Raw genomic sequence first — 18,485 nt, 5'->3', positions numbered from 1 at the left:
GCCTAGCCGGCGGCGGATTGTTGCAGCCAGTCGATCACCGCTCGCAGCCGGAACGGCATGGGGTCGAGTTTGGGGTGGACCAGATAATAGGCATAGCGCTCCACCGGCTCGAACGCGCCCAGGGGCAGCGTCAGCTGGCCGTTGTCCAGCAGCGGCTGGGCGAGCCTGCGGCGGGCGATGGCGACGCCGGCGTGGCCGACTGCGGCGGCCAGGCACAGATCCGAGCGGTCCAGCGTCAGCCCGCGCGGCGGCAGCAGGGATTCGCCGCCATGCCGGCGGGCCCACAGCGTCCACTCCGCGTCGTGGGCGGCTTGGCGCCAGGCTTGCGCGTCGTGCAGCAGCCTGCAGCCGCGCAGCCGCGCCGGATCGGCCGCCAGGCCATGGCGTTCCGCGTAGGCGGGGCTGCAGACGGGCGCCATCTCTTCGTCCATCAGCTTGCGGGAGACCAGGCCCGGGAAATGGCCGTCGGCGTAGTACAGCGCCAGATCGGCGCGGCCGCCGCGGAAGTCGGCGTCGCCGTTGCCGGTGCGGATATCGAGCTCGATCCGCGGATGGCGCTCGGCGAGAACGGCCAGGCGGGGCGCCAGCCAGCATTGGGCGATGGAGGGGTGGGCATGGAGGACGACGCGGCCGGAAGGCTCGGAGCCGGCTTCGGGGTAGAGCGCGGTGTCGAGCTCGGCCATGCTTTTTTCCAGCGCGGCGAAGATGCGCTCGCCGTCCTCGGTGAGACGGATGTTGCGGGTCAGGCGCTGAAACAGCAGCAACCCCAGCGAGCGCTCCAGCCGGGCGATGCGGTGGCTGACCGCGCTCGGCGTCAGGCACAGCTCGTCGGCGGCCGCGGCGAAGCTCAGCCGGCGCGCTACGGCCAGGAAGGTGTGCAGATTGGCGAGCTGGCCGCCGTCAAGCCTTGTCGGATGCATCGGCGCTCAGCCCGTCAAGCTGCGGCCGCGCCGCAGGTAATCGTCCATTTCCGCCTCCGGAACCATGCTGCCGCCCGTCGCCCAGATCAGGTGGGTGGCGCGGGCGAGCCGCTCCGCGTCCAGACCCATGCGCTGTCGATAGCCCTGGTTTTCGTCCAGCACGCGCGCCATGCCCGGCGCGCCGGCCAATGCCGATGGCTCCAGTCGCAGTCCTTCTGATTGTTCCAGCATCGCCAGCAGGCGGAACAGCTCGTCGTCGTCCATCGTGTAATAGCCGTCGATCAGCCTTTGCATCGCGCGGCCGACGAAGCCGGAGGGGCGGCCGACGGCCAGTCCGTCGGCGGCGGTGCGGTTGTCGATGCCGAAATCCTGCACCGAGATCCGGTCGTGCAGGCCGGTGAGTACGCCCAGCGTCATGCAGGGCGAATGAGTGGGCTCGGCGAACAGGCAGTGGACGGCGTCGCCGAAGGCCAGCTTGAGCCCGAAGGCCACGCCGCCGGGGCCGCCGCCGACGCCGCAGGGCAGGTAGGCGAACAGCGGATGGTCGGCGTCCACACGCACGCCGGCCTCCGCCAACTGGACCTTCAGCCGTCCCGCCGCTACCGCGTAGCCCAGGAACAGGTGGACGGAGTTTTCATCGTCGACGAAGTGGCAGGATGGATCGCCGGCGGCCTGCTTGCGGCCTTGCTCCACGGCCGCGCTGTAGTCGGAGTCGTACTCCGCTACGGTTACGCCGTGCGCGCGCAGCTTGTCTTTTTTCCATTGCCGCGCGTCGGACGACATGTGCACGGTGGCCTGGAAACCCAGTTTCGCGGCCATGATGCCGATGGACAGGCCGAGGTTGCCGGTGGAGCCGACGGCGACGCGGTGGCGGCTGAACAGCGCGCGCGCTTCGGGGCCATCGAGTTTCGCGTAATCATCGCCGGGACGGAGCAGACCGTGGGCCAGCGCCAGTTCCTCCGCGTGCTTCAACACCTCGTAGATGCCGCCGCGCGCCTTGATCGAGCCGGAGATCGGCAGATGACTGTCGGCCTTCAGCCACAGGCGTCCGGGCAGCGCCATGCCGTAGCGGCGCTCCAGAGCTTGCTGAAAGGCGGGCACGGTGAGCAGCGGCGATTCGATGATACCGTCGCTGTCGGCGGTTTCTGGGAAGACGCGGCGGATATAGGACGCGAAGCGTTGCAGGCGGGCGGAGGCGTCGGCGACGTCGCCGGCATCCAGGCCGATGTCGCCCAGCGCCTGGCCGGCGGGCGCGACCGCGGGATTGAACCAGGCGCACTCGCGCAGATCGGTCAGGTCCTGGATTTCGGGGTGAATTTGCCGCCATTCGTCCAGCGTCTTGCCGTGTATCATTTGGATGTCCTGTCTTGGCCGCGGAAGTCCGGCGGAAGCCGCTATTAAACGACAGCCCGAGGCGGCTGGCAAAAGACGAATTTTCAGGCGATGGCTGATCCTCGTTCAAGCGCGGCGACATTCCGTGAGTCTGTTTCATGTTGCGCGGCGTCAATGTCGCGCATGGTTTTTGCAACTGGCTGTTTGACAGGCATCGCCTTATGCGCCATATCGCAATAATCGGTGGCGGCAAATTCGATTGGCATGCCGCAAGCATCGATGGCTTTCAATTTTCTCTTCCATACTCCGGCTGAAAGATGAATCCTTCTGACATCAAGGCGGATCCTAGACCCAGGATATTGTTGTGCTGCGCCGCGCTGTGGCTGTGCGCTTGCGGCTTGCTGGCCTTGCTGGGAGGCGGTTTGCCCGGCTATCTGGCAGTGTCCCTGATGGCCGCGGGATGCTTGCTGGCGGTCTGGCTGCTGGGCGCGCCGCCGCACCCGCCGCCTGCCGACGATGGCTTATCCGAGGCGCGAGAGAAGATGTTGAGCGGGCTGGGCCTGTTGGGCAACGGCATTTCAGACGTGTCCGGCGCGGTGGAGCGGGACGTGTCGCAGATGCAGACCATTCTGAGCGACGCCATTGTCAAGCTGGTGCAGGGGTTTTCCGACATTGAGGCTATGCTGCGCGAGCAGCAGGCGCTGGCGCTGAAGATCGTCCAGCATGGCGATCATGGCGACGGCGCCGGTTTCGACGCGTTTCTCAAGCGCACCTCGCAGAGCATGACGGAATTCGTCGACAACACGGTCAGCACCAGCAAGACGGCCATGGTGCTGGTTGACCGCATGCATGAGATCAAGAAACGAGTCGACGCGGTGGAGAGCGCGCTCGGCGACATGGCGGAAATCACCGCCCAGACCAATATGCTGGCGCTGAACGCCGCGATCGAGGCGGCCCGCGCGGGCGAGGCCGGTCGGGGATTCGCGGTGGTGGCCGACGAAGTGCGCAAGCTGTCGCAGCGCTCTTTCGATTTTTCCGGGCAGATACGCCAGTCGATAGATCTGATGGTGCAGGCCATCGAGCACGCCAAATCGGAGATATTCGAGATGGCGTCCCGCGACATGAATTTCGCGCTGGACGCGAAAACCCAGATCGAGGACATGCTGGGACAATTGTCGCGGATGAATTCGGACACGGGGCAGGCGGTGGACCAGCTGTCGCAGATCGCCGGGCGGGTCGGAGACAGCGTGCGCTCCACGGTGACCGCGCTGCAGTTTCAGGACCTGGTGTCTCCGCTGGTGCGCAATGTCAGCAGCCGGATGCAGGGTTTTTATCAGGTGGGTGACAGCATGCGCCAGATGAACGGCAAGGATGAAATCGACAGGCTGGAGGACATGCGCCGCCAGTTGCAGCAGCTGGTCGACAGGCATCAGGCCAACGGCGCCGCGCCGCAGGGCATGTCGGCCGGCGACATCGATCTGTTCTGAGCGGGCAGATATGCCCCGCAAGGGCTTGCAGTCAGCCGCGCGATCGGCGGAACGAACCGCTTCTGCTCAGGGCGGCCAATGGAGGGCGGCGAGATGGGAGTCAGGCTGGGCAAGACGGCGGACAAGTCGGTGATCGTGGTAGAAGGCCGGTTCGATTTTCAGCAGCACGAGGCGTTTCGGGCGTGCCTGGATGAAGCCTTGGAGCGCGGAGGCGGCCTGGGGCTTGAGGTTGACTTGTCGCGGGTGGATTACCTGGAAAGCTCGGCGTTGGGCATGCTGCTGGTGATGCGCGACCGGGCCAAGGCGCTTGGGATAGACAGCATCGCGTTGCTGGGCTGCCGCGGCTTCGTGCGGCAGATTCTGGTCGTGGCCAGCTTCGACAAATTCTTCACCCTTCGCTGAGCGTCCCATGGACCGCACATTCACCGTGCTGGTGGCCGAGGACGTCGAGCCCACCCGGCTGTTGATGGGCCTGGTGATCGAGGAAATGGGACATCAGGTCTGGTATGCCGAAAACGGTCTGCAGGCGGTTGAGCAATGCCGGCGGGAGCTGCCGGACATGGTGCTGATGGACATGATGATGCCGTTGATGGACGGCCACGAGGCCACCCGGCAGATTCGCCAGCTGTGTCCGGATCATTGGCTGCCCATCATTTTCCTCAGCGCGCGCAGCGACGAAGAGGCTCACATCAACAGCCTGGACCTGGGGGCCGACGACTACCTGCCCAAGCCGATCAACCTGACCATGCTGGCGGCCAAGATCCGCGTGATGCAGCGGATCAGCGAAATGCAGCGGCGGATTTCCGACGACGCCCGCCAACTGGTCAGTTATTACCACACCAACGAGCGCGAGCAATTGTTCGCCAAGCACGTGCTGGACAGCATTGTGGGCGGCGAGGGGCAGGATCTGCCGGGCGTGCGCAGCTGGCAGCAGTCCGCGGAGCAGTTCAGCGGCGACGTGCTGGCCCGCGCGCTGTCGCCGACCGGGCAGTTGTGCCTCATGCTGGCGGACAGCACCGGACACGGATTGTCCGCGGCGCTGTCTTGCCTGCCCGCGGTCGACATTTTCTATGCGATGGCGCGGCGAGGCTTCCCGTTGACCTCTATGGCGCGCGAAATCAATGCCAAGCTCAACCGCTTGCTGCCGGTGGGGCGCTTTGTCGCCGCGGCGCTGATCACCATAGACTGGGAGCTCGGCTGCGTCGAAGTCTGGAACGGCGGCATACCCTGCGTGATGTTCGTCGACGACGACGGCTGCCCCATGAGGGAGTGGAAGTCGCAATATCCGCCATTGGGAATCTTGTCTGTCGATGAGTTTTGCTGGGGCAGCGAGACATATTTCTGGGAGCAGAGCGGCCAGTTGGTAGTGTGTTCCGACGGATTGACCGAAGCCGAGAGCCCTGGAGGCGAACAGTTCGGAATGGGAGGGTTGCTGCAGGCGCTGATATCGAACCCGGCCTCGCCGTTGGACGGCATCCGGCTGGCCGTGCTGGAGCATTTGAGCGGAGCGAATAACCGCGACGACATCTCCTTGGGCGTGGTCAGGCTAGAGGCGGGCGTTAACGCCGCGCTGGACCGAGTGGCGGATCACCAGGGGCGCGACGACGGCGGCCAACTGAGCTGTTGGCGGGTGCGGCTGGTTTTCGGCGTGGAGGAGTTGCAGCGCGATCAAAGCATTCCGCTATTGATCGGCTGGCTGAATCAGCTGGGCTTTCGCGGGCGGCAATTCAAGGAAGTGTTGTTGATCGTATCAGAGCTGTTCAATAACGCGCTTGACCATGGCGTGCTGGGGCTGGACTCCGGCATGAAAGACCAGTCGGATGGATACGAGCGCTATTTCATGCTGAGGCGCGAACGACTGGCCGAGCTGGAGCGGGCCGAGATTGAATTGGTGCTCGAGCGCCGGAGGGAAAATGGCGGCGACGCGGTGTTGATACGCATGCGTGACAGCGGAACGGGATTTGATTACCCGGCCCTGATGGAAAAGCTGAACCGGCAGGCCGGCAGCCACCGCCATGGCCGCGGCGTGTCTCTGGTGAACGCCTTATGCGCGAGACTGGCTTACCATGGCCGGGGAAACGAAGTGGAGGCGGAATTCAGGCTGTAAGGTTTCGCCATCGACAAGAGGGAGCCGGTCTGATGATGTCGTTGTCCGACAGCTTGTATGCGCCGTCCCGACGCGGCGCCGCCGCCTTGGCCGGCGCCGTCGCGCTGTCCACGTTTTGGGCGCTGGGGCTGGCTCGCGGCCATGGTCTGATCGTCCCCCTTTACGGCAACGCGCTGGCCTTGCTGCTGCTGTGGCGGGCCTGGACGCGGCTCGGGCGCCATGCGCTGGCGCTGGCCGCATTCTGGCTGGGCGGCTGGGCCCATCTGGGCGCGCTGCCCGCCGCGGAACTGGCCGTCGTCAGTTGGCTGCAGGCGGTTGGCGCGGGAATGTTGCTGAGCCGGACAGTGGAGCGCGGAGCGGCGGCAGGCGGGCTGGCGGCGGCGCTGCTGCCGGGCGCGCCGGGCGCGCTGCTGCTTTGGATGCATCCATGGCTGGATGCCGGCGGCTGGTACGCGGGCGGCATCGTGGCGGGGTTGACGCTGTTGCCGCCATGGGCGGCGCTGAGGCGGTTCGGCGCCGCCAGTTTGAAGCCGGACCGCGTATTGATGCTGGTCGCCCTCGCGCTTGCCTGGTGCGCGCTGACGGTGAAGTGGCGGCCGTTGGGCGTCGCCGATCTGGTTCTGCCCGTATTGCTTGCGGGACTGCTGCTGGATGCTTCCGGCGCGATGCTGGCGCTGCCGCTGATGGCCGTTCTGGCTTGCGAAACCCTGATTCGTCTTTTTCCGGAAGCCATGCCGGAGCCGCTGCGCCGCCCGGGGCTGCTGGTCTGGTCCGCCCAGGCGCTGTTCTGGCTGGCCGCCGCGCTTTTGCCCCATGCGGCTGGGCAAGCCCTGAGCGCGCGCGCGGAGCGGTCGCTGGGGCGGAGGCGTCTGTCGCAGGCGCTCAATGGTCTTGAAAGCCATGGCGCGCTGCTGGACGAGGGGGGGCGGCTGTTGGAGGTGAGCGATGGGCTGCGTCGCCTGCTTGGCGCCGTGCTGCGTGGCCAGGACATGGCGGCTTGCTGCGCGCCGGAGGATGTTCCGCGCTGGCGCGCGGCCCTGGCGCGACGCGACGCGACGCAGCGGTTGCGCTTGCGGCTGCTGGCCGGAGAGGATGCTTTCCTCCATTGCGAACTCGGCCTGACGCCGCTGGAGGAGGGGGCAGACGGCATAGCCTGGCTGTTGCGGGTGGAGGTCCTGGCGCAGCAGAGGCCGGACGAGCGCGAGGCCGCGGCTATTCAGGCGCAGTTGGAGTCTTTGCTTGCCTCGTTCGATATCGGGCGGTGGACGTGGGACGCGGCGGCGCAGTCATTGGCGTGGGATGAGCGGATGCGCGTGCTGCACGGGGCCGGCGGGGAAGAAACGGTCAACTGGGCGCGCTGGCGGAGCTGCGTGCATCCGGACGAGCTGGCGGCCTGGGATGGGCTCTGGACCGATGAGTTGCGCGGGCTGGCGGCCGAGGGCTGGGATTATCGCATCGTGGACGGCGAAGGCCGCTTGCGCTGGTTTCGGCTGTGCGCCCAGGTGGAGCGGGACGAGGCCGGGCGGGTGCTGCGAGCCGAGGGCGTGTGCTGGGACGCGGGCAGTCTGCAGGAGGGGCGGGCCGAATTGCGCCGCGTGCGCGACGAGCTGCAAACCGTGCTCGACTCGATGCCGGCGATGGTCAGCTATTGGGATGGCAATCTGCACAATGTTTTCGCCAACCGCGCCTATCTGGACTGGATGGGGCTGGAGATAGGCGACGTCATGGGGCGCCATCTGCGCCATGTGGTCGGAGACGAGCGCTACCGCGCCAACCAGCCTTATATCCAGGGCGCGCTGGACGGCGTGGCCAGCCTGTCCGAGCGCTGCATCATAGACCTGAGCGGCCAGGAGCGGCATCTGCTGGCGCATTACGTTCCGCATTGGCAGCGGGAGCAAGTCAGCGGATTTTACGTGTTTGTCACCGACATCACGCCGCTGAAGCAGGCGCAGCGGGAGCGGCAGGAGGTGCAGGCCAGGCTGCAAGGCATTATCGATTCCGCCAGCGATTTCGCGATCATCGCCACCGATCTGCGGGGCGAGATCAGCATTTTCAGCGCCGGCGCCGAGCGCATGCTGGGATATCGCGCCGATGAGCTGACGGGACTGGCTACGCCGATGATCCTGCATCTGCCGGAGGAGGTGGCCAGGCTCGAGAGCGAGCTGTCGGAAGAGCTGGGGAGGCCGGTTGCCGGCTTTGATGTTTTCGTGGAGAAAACGCGTCGGGGCGGCAGCATCATCCAGGAGTGGACTTACCGCCACAAGGATGGCCGGCACATCCCGGTCAGCCTGGTGACCACCGGCATCTGGCAGGATGGCTGGCTGCATGGCTTCGTCTGCATCGCCAAGGATGTCCGCGCGGAACGGGAGGCGACGCGGATGCTGGAGCTGGCCAAGGAGCAGGCCGAAAGCGCCAGCCGGGCCAAGAGCGAATTCGTCGCCAACATGAGCCATGAAATCCGCACGCCGATGAACGGCGTGCTCGGCATGCTGGAGCTGCTGTCCAGCACCAGGCTGGACGGCGCCCAGCGCGACTATTTGGACATGCTGCAGCTGTCCTGCCGCTCGCTTATGGCCATCCTCAACGACATCCTGGATTTTTCCAAGATGGAGGCCGGCAAGCTGGAAGCGGCTCGAGTCGATTACGACCTGAACGAGGTGCTGGGCGCGCTGGCGGCGATGATGTCGATGAATGCCGCCCGCAAGTCGCTGGAGCTGGTGATCGCCGTCGAGCCGGATGTGCCCGGAGGCTTGGTCGGCGATCCTCTCAAACTACAGCAGGTGCTGGTGAATCTGGCCGGGAATGCGATCAAGTTCACCGAGCGGGGCGAGGTGGCGGTAACGGTGGGGCTGGAGAAGGGGGCTGCCGGCGACAAGTTGTTGTTCTCCGTTCGCGATACCGGCCTGGGGATGGACGAGGCGCTGTTGAAAACGGTATTCGACCCCTTTGTCCAGGCGGACTCCTCCAATACGCGGCGTTTCGGCGGCACCGGCCTGGGTTTGACGATTTCCCGGCGTTTGGTCGAGCTGATGGGCGGCGAGATGGGGGTGGAAAGCCGGTTGGGCGAGGGTAGCCGCTTCTGGTTTTCTTTGCCTCTCGAGGTCGCAGGGGAGGCGCGCGCGGCGGCTGCCGCCCTTGGGCGCGTGCTGGTGGTGGACGACAATGCAGGCAGCCGGCAAGCAGTCTGCTGGCATGTGCAGCGCCTAGGCGGATCGCCTGAAGGGGCTGCGGACGCGGATGAGGCTCTGGCTGTCTTGGCGGGAGAGGAAGGTACGGCATTCGAGATCGCCTTGGTGGACTGGCGGCTGGGAGAAGAGAGCGGGCTGGCGCTATGCGGCGAGATACGCCGGCGCTGGCCTGACCGCGACATCGCCTTGATCGCGATGGCGAGAGCCGACGACAGGGGCAGGCTGGGCCGGGCGGCGGGGCGAGAGGCGTTGAATGGCGTGTTGGTGAAGCCGGTAATCGCCGGGGCGCTGGCTGATGCCTGGCGAAACGCGCGCGCGCGCGGAATGGAACCCGAGGCGAGGCCGTTCGGCGCCAGGCCCGCGGGATGGCGGTCGGCGCGCATCCTGCTGGTGGAGGATAATCCGATCAACCAACAGGTGGCTTGCGTCTTATTGCAGCAGGCGGGCTTGCAAGTGGAGACCGTGGAAAACGGCCGGTTGGCGGTGGACGCGCTGAGGGAGCGGGGCGGAGATTACGCGCTGGTGTTGATGGACAGGCAGATGCCGGTGATGGACGGCGATACCGCGGCGTCGTTGATACGCGGAGAGCTGGGGCTGAAACTGCCCATTATCGCGATGAGCGCGGGCATGTCGCCCGAGGAATGGTCGGGGTGCCTGCGAGCCGGCATGGACGAGTTCATCGCCAAGCCTATACGGTTCGATCGCTTGTACGCGGTGCTGGATCGTTACCTGGCTTGGCCGCCAGAGGAAGAAAAGGCCGTCGAGCCGGATGAGGTCGTATTTTCAGCAGAGCTGATGCGCCTGGCTGGCTCCAGCCCCGCCGCGCGCGAGCGGGTGCGCAAGCTGATGCAGATGCTGATCGATACCAGCGGACCGGAGATGACACGGATCCAAACCAGTTTGGAGCAGGGTTTGCTGGATGTCGGCGCCAGGCAGCTGCATGCCTTGCGCGGCAGCGTGGGCTCGTTTGGCGCGGCGGATTTGGTGTCTCTTCTCAAGGGCCTGGAAAAAGCGGTCAAGGAGGGGCGAAGCCAGAGTTGGCCATCATTGCTGCAGGATATCGAATTGGAGCTGGAACGGGTGGCGGGCGCGGCGCGAGCCTGGCTGGCGGATAACTCCGCCTGACGCGCTGGACGAATAATTTGTTCCTGCTGGATAAAGCATTGGGCCCGGCTTGCTCTGCTTGGGACACTGTCGGGGACAAATTTGGTCCAAGTTATAGCGTATTACAGCGGTTTGTGCAGGGCTGTAGTGGAGGAGATATGTCTCCGTGACAAAGCCTTTATTGGGGGGCTCTGGTGGGGCGTGGTGGATTGTGAAGGGAAACGTTAAATATGGTTGGTGCGAAAGGAGAGACTCGAACTCTCACGCCTTGCGGCGCTGGAACCTAAATCCAGTGCGTCTACCAATTCCGCCACTCTCGCATCCAAATGGCTTGCAAACGCGGGCTGTCGCCCACATCTGTGCCTTGAGGGAATGCGATATTACCCCAAGGATTCGTCCAAGACAAGCAGGAAGAAGGAATGGAAACTTATTCCCTTCGGCATGGTCTGTTGCTTACAATCCCAAAAGTCGTTCCAGAATAATCAACTCAGGAGAGTTTCACATGCACCCGGATTTTCAAACGGCCTACCAATCGACCCCGATGGCCGATGTTCGCAACAAAATGTTGCGCAACACCTATGGCCTGCTGGGCCTGTCGATGATCCCGACCGTCATGGGCGCCATCGTGGGCACCCATATGAGTTTCGCGTTCTTGGCCGGCAGCCCCATCATCGGCATGCTGCTGATCATGGCGGTGTTCTACGGCCTGGTCTTCGCCATTGAGAAGAACCGCTACAGCTCGCTGGGCGTGTTCCTGATGCTGGGCTTCACCTTCATGATGGGCGTCCTGCTCGGACCCTTGCTGCAGTTCGCGCTCAAGTTCTCCAATGGCGGCCAGCTGATCATGACCGCCGGCGCGGCCACGTCCGTCGTGTTCTTCGTGATGGCCGCCATCGCCACCACCACCAAGCGCGACCTGTCGGGCCTGGGCAACTTCCTGACCGTGGGCGCCATCGTGCTGATGGTGGCCGTGGTGGCGAACCTGTTCCTGCGCATGCCGGCGTTCCAACTGATGATCTCCGCGGCATTCGCGCTGTTCAGCTCGCTGATGATCCTGTGGCAGGTCAAGACCGTGGTTGACGGTGGCGAGAACAGCTACATTTCCGCCGCGCTGTCCATCTACATCAGCATCTACAACCTGTTCACCAGCCTGTTGCAGCTGCTGCTGGCCTTCGGCGGCAACCGCGACTGATCGCACCTCATACTGACAATCCAAACCCTCCGCTTCGGCGGAGGGTTTTTTTATCGCATGCGCAAAATACCTGTCCACTCGACAGGAGTGGAGCGTTTTTTGAGCGCTCGCTGGTGTTGTTTGGTTTTTGGCGAGGGGGAACGCGTTGAACTGGTCCGGTAGAAGCGCGTCGAATCGATTCGCTTATTCAAATCACTCGAAGGAGAAAACATGAAGATCGATTTGACGGGATGCCGGTTGGCTTTGCTCGCCGCGTTGTTGGCGGTGCCGTTTGCTCATGCCGCCGAGGGGGGCGCGGTAAAAACCGAGACGCTGCTCAAGACGGAGCGCTCTTGGGATGGCGATCTTTACAAGGCCTATCCGGCGGGGCAGCCGGAATTGACGATGGTGCGCATCATGATTCCGCCCCATACCAGCCTGCCTTGGCACAGCCATCCGTCTCCCAACGCCGCGTATGTGGTCAGCGGCGAACTGACTGTGGAAAGCCGTGATGGAAAACGCCAGAAGCATCTGAGCGCCGGCGACACACTGGCGGAGATGGTAGGCACCCAACACCGCGGCGTTACCGGGGACAAGCCGGTGGAGCTGTTGGTATTTTACGCTGGGGCAACCGGCGTGCCGCTCAGCGCCAAGGCCGAGTAGCCTGATGAAGATAAACCGCGTTCAGTTTTCTTTGGACAGGACGCGGTTTGTCGTTTCCAAGCGTTTTTCCGAGATCGTCTTGTCTATTTCTTGTGAGGTATGAGAGAGTCTCAGCCCACCCGCATCAGCCGGTAGGTATTGCGCCCGGCGGCCTTGGCCTGGTACAGGCCCTCGTCGGCGATTTCCAGCAGCCGTTCCGGCGTGATGTCGGGCATGTAGGCATAGGCGACGCCGATGCTGGTGGAGACGCGGCGGCGCTCGCCTGACAGCTTTGCATCCTGGCAGACTGCCGCCATCAGCTTGTCGACCACGGCGGTCGCGGTGCGCTCGGTATCCAGGCCGACCAGCAGCACGACGAACTCGTCGCCGCCCAGCCGGGCCACGTGGTCTGTGCCGCGCACGTTCTGCCGCAGCCGTCCGGCGAAAATTTTGATCAGCTCGTCGCCGGTGGCATGCCCCAGCGTGTCGTTCACTTGCTTGAAGTGATCGATGTCGAGAAACAACAGCGCCAATGCCTGGCGCTTCAGGTAGTGGTGCTTGATCTCGTCGCCCAGGATGTCCATGAAAGCCGCGCGGTTGAGCAAGCCGGTCATCGCATCCTGGGTGACCTTGTTGCGTAGCTCGATTTCCCGCGCGCGCGACTGGGTGATGTCCCAGATCATCACGTAAAACCCCGACACTGTGCCGTCCGCGTGCTGTTGCGGAATGTAGCGGCCCTCCACATAGCGCTGGCTGCCGTGGAGGAACATTTCCATCTCGAAGGCGGCGGCCTGCCCCTGCAGCGCCTGCTCGACATAGGGCCGCACCGCCGCATAGCTTTCCTCCCCCAGAAAATCGCGCATATTGCGGCCTATCACCTGCTCCGGCGCAATGCCGAACAGCCGGGTGTAGGTCTTGTTGCAATAGCGATAGCGTTGATCGACGTCGACGAAGGCCACCAGCGCAGGAATGGAGTCGGTGACGGTCTTGAGCAAGGCCTCGCGCAGGACCAGGTCCAGTTCCGCCAGTTTCTTTTGCGTGATGTCGCGCACGCTGATGCTGATGCCGTCCCCGGCGCGGACGATTTCCTGGTGGATCCAGATCGGGTGGCTGGCGTCGTAGGCCTTGGGCACTTCTTCGGACAGCGGCATGCCGGTGTCGATGACCTGCTTATAGCTTTCGAAGTGGTTGGAGACGTTCAGCGAGGCCGCCAGCGCTTTCCAGTTCCTGCCTATCGTTTCGTCCCGGCGCAGCTGCCACATCCTTTCCGCTTCGGCGTTGATGTAGACCACGCGAAAATCGTCCACCTCGCCGATGTGGTCGCGCAGCGCCTCCATGATGATGAAGGCGTCCATATTGGCTTCGGCGGCGTTGCGGAAGCGCTCGGCCGCCATTTCCGCCATCCGGTTGGATTGCAATACCTCGCGCAGCAGCGGCGAAGTGCGCCAGCGCAGGATCAGCGTGCCCAGCGTGACCATTGCCAGCATGATCAGCGCGTCGATCTCCAGATCATGGCGGATCGGCGCCAGCAGGTCCGCCACCCGGATCTTGTAACTGAAGGCGAGTCCGCTGTCGCCGACCGGCGCATAGGCGCTGATCACGTCGCGGCCCGAGTAGTCGACCGCGTGCAGCGAACCGCTTTTCCCGGAAAAGGCCGGCCACATGGTGAAGTGGCGGACGTTGCCGGCGATCGGGATCGTGGGTCCGGGATCCCGCGGCGACTGCGAGAAGCAACGCAGATCGTGGTCGTCGTGGCCGCACAGCGCGTACAGGCCGCTGAGCCCGTCGCGCGGGGCGGTGTCCTGGACGATGCGGTCGAACATCTCCAATTTCTGTTCGATCACCAGCCGCGATGAGCCGGCCGAGGTGCGGTAGATCGCCTCGGTGCGGTATAGGTAATGGCCGTTCCACAGCAGCCGGGAGCCGGCCGGCGAGCGCAGCGCCAGGGCCTGGCGCGGCCGGGTTTCGAAATAGCCGACCTGCACCAGCGCGCGGCCGCCGCCATCCTGGATGGCGATGCCGTTCAGCGTCATGTGGTTGCGGGCCGCCAGCTCGGCGGCGGCGGCGCTGGCGTCCAGTTTGCCGCGGCTGGCGTCTTCCAGCAGCTTCTGCATCGACGGGCGCTGGTAGATGCGGCGGGCGATGTCGTCGCTGATGCCGAACTGGGCCACCAGCAACGCGGCGCGCTGCCGCACGCTGTTGGCCATCACCGTGCTCAGGCTGCGCTCGTGCGCGGCGCTGGAGACGCGGTAGATCAGCAGGCCGGTGGTCAGCGAGATGGAGATCAGCAGCGCGGTGGCGGTCACGGAAATCGAATCGGCCATGTCTTGGGAGCGAAGATGGCGGCGAAGCGCCTGTCGCCTCAGCGCATCCAGCCCCAGGGCGGCGGAGATGACGCCCAGCGCGGTCAGCAGAGCCATCCGCACCGAGGCGCCCCAGCTGTACAGCAGCTCCAGATTGACCAGGTACGCCACCGCCCCCAGCACGCCGAGCAGCAGCGGCAGCAATACGCAGATCTTCACCGCTCGGCGCCGGGTCGGCGTGGAGCCCGGCTGCAGCAGCAGGCCGCAGCCCAGCGCGGCCAGCGCCAGCGCGGTCGGCGGCGCCATCCGGCCCGGGTGGGGCACCATGTCGTTCCGCCAGGCGTGTAGCTGGGGCAGGTCCAAACCCAGAGACCTGCCGCTCAGGTGCTCCAGCAGCGTGGCCGTCGCCATCGCCAGCACAAGCGCCGCCAGCACGCGGTGGGCCCGCCATTGCGGCCGCCATAAGGCCAGCGGCAGCGCGAGACCGTACAGGATCAGGCAGAACGCGGTGGCGATCACCATGTGGATGTTTTCCGGAATCAGGGCGGGAGTGCGGAGAATCCAGCCGCTGATGACGTCGGTTCCCAGCAGGACCAGGAAAAGGCTTGCCGCGATGGCCAGCAATCGATATCGGTCATGCAGCAGCTGGCGTTTGAGTTCGGTGGTGGACAGGGTGAATCGGTGCACTTCATTCCATTCTGCGAGCCGGCGCGAAGGGTTCCTATACGAAATGTTAGGACAAATATCGACGATGGCTGTCCGAGTGCGGGAATGAGCGGCGCGGGGGCATGGACGAGCATGCGGAATGGATGATGCAATGCCGCATGGCTTGGATTTGCCTGCCTTCATGCGGGCGGTATAGATTGTTTGGCGCAGGTCCGGAGCCGCGCCGCGGCAAGATGGCGCTCCGGATGCGGACAAAGGAGAAACCGTCATGAAAGCGAAAACATCCGTCGGCGCGCCGCTGATAGAGCGCCGTTCCATAGACTTCATTCCGGAAGGCGAGCGGCATGGCCTCGTGTTCAGCCAGTTCACGCTGTGGCTGGCGGCCAATCTGCAGATCACCGCCGTGGTCACCGGCGCGCTGGCGGTGGTGCTGGGCGGCGATGTCGTCTGGTCCATCGTCGGTCTGTTGCTGGGGCAGGTCGCCGGCGGCGCGGTAATGGCCTTGCATGGCGCGCAGGGCCCCAGGCTGGGGCTGCCGCAGATGCTGGCCTGCCGCGCGCAGTTCGGCGTCAAGGGCGCCGTGCTGCCGCTGGTACTGGCTTGCGTCATGTATCTGGGCTTCAACGCCACCGGCATGGTGCTGTCCGGCCAGGCGCTGGGCCAGCTGTTCAAGATAAGCGACGCCGCCGGCAGCCTGTTGTTCGCGCTGGCGGTGCTGCTGGCGGCGGCGCTCGGCTATCGGGCGATACACCGGCTGGGGCGCGTGGCCAGCTTGCTCGGCCTGCTGGCCTTCTGCTATCTGTTCATGCGCTTGCTGGAGCGGGTGGATCTGCTGCCGCTGCTGGCGGCGCATACCCGTTTCGAGCCGGCCGCCTTCACCGTCGCGATATCGCTGTCGGCATCCTGGCAGATCGCCTTCGCGCCCTATGTGTCGGACTATTCGCGCTACCTGCCGTCGACCACGCCGCCGGCGCGGGTGGCGCTGGCGATAGGCTTGGGTTCTGGCCTGGGCGCGCAGATCGCGATGTCGCTGGGCGTGCTGGTGGCGGCCATCGGCGGCGCGGCGTTCCGCGGGCATGAGGTCGCCTACTTTGTCGGCCTGGGCGCTGAGGGCGCCATCGCCGCCGCGCTGTTCTTCTGCGTGGCGTTCGGCAAAGTCACGATTTCCACGCTCAACGCTTACGGCGGCTTCATGTGCGCGGGCAGCATCGCGTCGGCGTTCGGCGCGCGGCCGGAGACGTTGGGGCCGCGCCGGCGCTGGCTGATCGTCGCGGCGATGGCGCTGGTTTCCCTATCCGTCGCGGTGTGGGCGCAGCATGGCTTCCTGCCGCTGTTCAAGTCCTTCTTATTGCTGCTGCTCGCCTTGTTCACGCCATGGAGCGCGGTGAATCTGGTGGATTTCTATCTGTTGCGCGGCGGCAAGCTGGACGCGGCGGCGCTGGAGGGCGCGGACTACCGTTTGCCGGGCTTGCTGGCCTATCTGGTGGGCGTGTTGTTGCAGTTGCCGTTCATCGACAGCGCCTTGTTCAGCGGGCCGATGGTCCGCGCGCTGGGAGGGGCGGACGTTTCCTGGCTGGTGGGTTGGCTGGGGACGGCCAGCTTGTACTGGCTGATGATGCGCCGGGGCGCGGCCGCGTGGGCGGCGGCCCCCGGCGGAGGGCGAAGCGCAGGCTAGGCGTTTACCATGGCCGCGCCGACGACGGGCATTGCGGCACCACCGGCGCGTTGCTGCCGGTATCGATGAAGCCGTCGCTGATCCAATGGCCGGCGGCGGTGCGGTTCCAGATGTCGGTGCGGCCCCAGACGCCGTCCACCGCCTCGCCGCGCGCGTGGCACTGCAGCGACACCTGCTCGCCGCGGGCGGCGCTGCCGACGATCTCGGCGCTCAGGCTGGGACCGCCGCGCAGGTTGACGTAGCCGTCGTTGCCGCGAGGCGTGGCGACGCCGCTGGCGCCGCCGGGAGTGGGCGCCGGATCGCCGCCGCCGCTGTAGTGCGTCAGGCGGCCGCCCACGTTCACTCGGCCGCCGTTGCGCGCGGCGTAGCCCTGGTAGGCGCGGCTGCCGGAGAAGAACTGCCAGCCGCCCAGCCACTTGCGGTTCACTGGCTCGGCCTTGCCCTGATGGATCAATGAGAAGTGGACATGAGGGCCGGTGGTGCTGCCGCCGCAGGGCAGGCCGTTGCCTATCTTGCCCAGATAAGCGCCCTTGGCCACCCGCTGGCCGTCGGCCACCGTGTTGAGGTTGATCATGTGGTAGTAGGTGGACGAGTAGCCGTTGTCGTGCACCAGCTTGACCAGCCCGCTGCCGTTGCGCAGGCAGCTTTTGTAGATCACGCCGGCCTGGGGCGCCAGCACCCGGCCGTCGCCGCCGGCGAAATCTATGGAATCGTAGGGCTGGCTTTCGCCGCTGTAGCCGTGCGGGCCGCCGGTCATGCTCCAGCTTGATCCTTCCTGCCAGGGCAGGCCCAGGCCGGTGGCGTCGGGCACCAGTCGCTTGGCCCGAATGGTCTGGCTGCGCCAGGCGCGCCGCTCATCGGCGCTCAGCCAGCCAGTCGGCGCGGTCTCGAGCAGCGCGGCGAAATCGCGGCCTCCCTCCAGCGCCAGCCGCCAGCCTTGGTCGGTCTGATGGGCGAGGAACAGCCGCGACAGCGGCACCTGGTCTGCATCCGCGCCGGCAGTCACCGGCAGCGGCTGGGTGGCGGAGCCCAGCACCCAGCGGCGGTCGGCGCTTTCGCGGTTCAATTCGACCAGCGGCGGCAAAAGGCTTCCCTTGGCCAGGGGCTGCGGTGCGAGCCGCGCTAGCGCGTCAGCGGCTTGTCTGCGCAACGCAGGGTCCTGGGCTTCCTCGGCGGCATGGGCGGGCGCCGCGCCCAGGCAGATCAGCAGCACGGATAAATATGAAATGGCGGGTTTCATCATCACGGACTCCTTATCGTTCTGAACAGGAACTGCGTGACCGACCATATAGCGGGCGATGCTGGTTTTCAGCTGTCCCTAAGAGAGGCGGGGATGGGGGAACCTTTTCGCGGACGTGAAAAAGGGAACCCTCGGGTTCCCTTGCGCGCGGCGGGCAGCGGCTCAGCGCTGGCCGGCGTCCTGCAGGTTCTTGGGGCCGAAGGCGGAGGGCAGCAGCGCGTCCAGCGTGGTGTCGATGATGTCCTCGCCGTCGCAGATCGAGCGCACATGCATAGCGGGGCCGAATTCGTTGAGCACCTGGCGGCAGGCGCCGCAAGGCGAAGTGGGCTTGTCTGTGGGGGTGTAGATGCAGACCGCCACCACATCCTGCATGCCATGGTTGGCGCGGGCGGCGAAAACCGCGGTGCGTTCGGCGCAGTTGCTCAGGCCGAAGGAGGCGTTTTCCACGTTGCAGCCGATGTGTATCTTGCCGTTGCCGTCCAGAATGGCGGCGCCGACGGAGAAGCGGCTATAAGGCGCGTAAGCCTGGCGGGAGGCCAGTTGCGCGGCCATTTCCAGTTCGGCCCATTGTTCGTTGCTGGGTGCGTATTGCTTGCTGGTCATGCTGCCTCCATAAAACCAGATCGGCGACGGATGATGCGCCAGGGGCG

The 18,485-nt window shown here is 65.3% G+C and carries 13 protein-coding genes and 1 tRNA gene; 7 read left to right on the top strand and 7 right to left on the bottom strand.

The window, feature by feature from the left end; translation table 11 throughout:
* Positions 1 to 2: 2 nt before the first annotated feature.
* From dsdC to LQR33_RS11745, 3 genes are all read right to left on the bottom strand, one after another.
* On the bottom strand, positions 3 to 920 hold the full coding sequence (gene dsdC / locus LQR33_RS11755; RefSeq protein WP_231469066.1) for a DNA-binding transcriptional regulator DsdC: 918 nt from the start codon (positions 918 to 920) through the stop codon (positions 3 to 5).
* 6 nt (positions 921 to 926) lie between these two features.
* Positions 927 to 2,273, bottom strand: coding sequence for a D-serine ammonia-lyase (gene dsdA / locus LQR33_RS11750; protein WP_231469064.1), 1,347 nt, complete (start codon positions 2,271 to 2,273; stop codon positions 927 to 929).
* Positions 2,274 to 2,356: 83 nt separating this feature from the next.
* Entirely contained in the window at positions 2,357 to 2,542 is a 186-nt protein-coding gene (locus tag LQR33_RS11745) for a hypothetical protein (RefSeq protein ID WP_221664951.1), read from the bottom strand.
* A gap of 27 nt (positions 2,543 to 2,569) precedes the next feature.
* Between LQR33_RS11745 and LQR33_RS11740 the strand changes: the two genes are divergently transcribed.
* The 4 genes from LQR33_RS11740 to LQR33_RS11725 all read left to right on the top strand — a co-directional run bounded on the left by LQR33_RS11740 (position 2,570) and on the right by LQR33_RS11725 (position 10,159).
* The gene (locus LQR33_RS11740; protein WP_221668517.1) at positions 2,570 to 3,739 is read left to right on the top strand and encodes a methyl-accepting chemotaxis protein; all 1,170 of its coding nucleotides are present in this window, start codon (positions 2,570 to 2,572) and stop codon (positions 3,737 to 3,739) included.
* A 93-nt stretch (positions 3,740 to 3,832) separates the two neighbouring features.
* Entirely contained in the window at positions 3,833 to 4,141 is a 309-nt protein-coding gene (locus LQR33_RS11735; protein ID WP_221664949.1) for an STAS domain-containing protein, read from the top strand.
* Between the two features lie 7 nt (positions 4,142 to 4,148).
* Entirely contained in the window at positions 4,149 to 5,846 is a 1,698-nt protein-coding gene (locus LQR33_RS11730) for a fused response regulator/phosphatase (protein WP_231469062.1), read from the top strand.
* A 32-nt stretch (positions 5,847 to 5,878) separates the two neighbouring features.
* Positions 5,879 to 10,159, top strand: coding sequence for a response regulator (locus tag LQR33_RS11725; RefSeq protein ID WP_231469059.1), 4,281 nt, complete (start codon positions 5,879 to 5,881; stop codon positions 10,157 to 10,159).
* Positions 10,160 to 10,373: 214 nt separating this feature from the next.
* On the opposite strand, the gene LQR33_RS11720 is transcribed toward LQR33_RS11725, so the two are convergent.
* Positions 10,374 to 10,458, bottom strand: a tRNA-Leu gene (locus tag LQR33_RS11720).
* A gap of 182 nt (positions 10,459 to 10,640) precedes the next feature.
* On the opposite strand from LQR33_RS11720, the gene LQR33_RS11715 reads away from it, so the two are divergent.
* Together LQR33_RS11715 and LQR33_RS11710 are read left to right on the top strand one after the other, a co-directional pair.
* Entirely contained in the window at positions 10,641 to 11,330 is a 690-nt protein-coding gene (locus LQR33_RS11715; RefSeq protein ID WP_231469057.1) for a Bax inhibitor-1/YccA family protein, read from the top strand.
* Positions 11,331 to 11,540: 210 nt separating this feature from the next.
* Entirely contained in the window at positions 11,541 to 11,972 is a 432-nt protein-coding gene (locus tag LQR33_RS11710; protein WP_231469055.1) for a cupin domain-containing protein, read from the top strand.
* Between the two features lie 110 nt (positions 11,973 to 12,082).
* On the opposite strand, the gene LQR33_RS24320 is transcribed toward LQR33_RS11710, so the two are convergent.
* Positions 12,083 to 14,941: a GGDEF domain-containing protein gene (locus tag LQR33_RS24320; RefSeq protein ID WP_231469053.1), complete on the bottom strand. Its 2,859-nt coding sequence runs from the start codon at positions 14,939 to 14,941 to the stop codon at positions 12,083 to 12,085.
* A gap of 247 nt (positions 14,942 to 15,188) precedes the next feature.
* Here LQR33_RS24320 and LQR33_RS11700 point away from each other — a divergent pair, with 247 nt between their 5' ends.
* On the top strand, positions 15,189 to 16,595 hold the full coding sequence (locus LQR33_RS11700; RefSeq protein WP_231469051.1) for a purine-cytosine permease family protein: 1,407 nt from the start codon (positions 15,189 to 15,191) through the stop codon (positions 16,593 to 16,595).
* A gap of 4 nt (positions 16,596 to 16,599) precedes the next feature.
* Here the strand turns inward: LQR33_RS11700 and LQR33_RS11695 are convergent, their stop codons facing one another.
* Together LQR33_RS11695 and LQR33_RS11690 are read right to left on the bottom strand one after the other, a co-directional pair.
* Positions 16,600 to 17,838 carry a M23 family metallopeptidase gene (locus LQR33_RS11695; protein ID WP_231469049.1) on the bottom strand — a complete coding sequence of 413 codons (1,239 nt, stop codon included), beginning with the start codon at positions 17,836 to 17,838 and terminating at the stop codon, positions 16,600 to 16,602.
* 159 nt (positions 17,839 to 17,997) lie between these two features.
* Positions 17,998 to 18,438 carry a cytidine deaminase gene (locus tag LQR33_RS11690; protein WP_166440232.1) on the bottom strand — a complete coding sequence of 147 codons (441 nt, stop codon included), beginning with the start codon at positions 18,436 to 18,438 and terminating at the stop codon, positions 17,998 to 18,000.
* Positions 18,439 to 18,485 lie beyond the last annotated feature (47 nt).

Origin of the sequence: Chromobacterium piscinae (assembly GCF_021129175.1) — a bacterium.
GTDB classification, from domain to species: domain Bacteria; phylum Pseudomonadota; class Gammaproteobacteria; order Burkholderiales; family Chromobacteriaceae; genus Chromobacterium; species Chromobacterium piscinae.
Note: the sequence above shows the minus strand (reverse complement) of the source record. Positions and strands in the feature narration are given on the sequence as shown.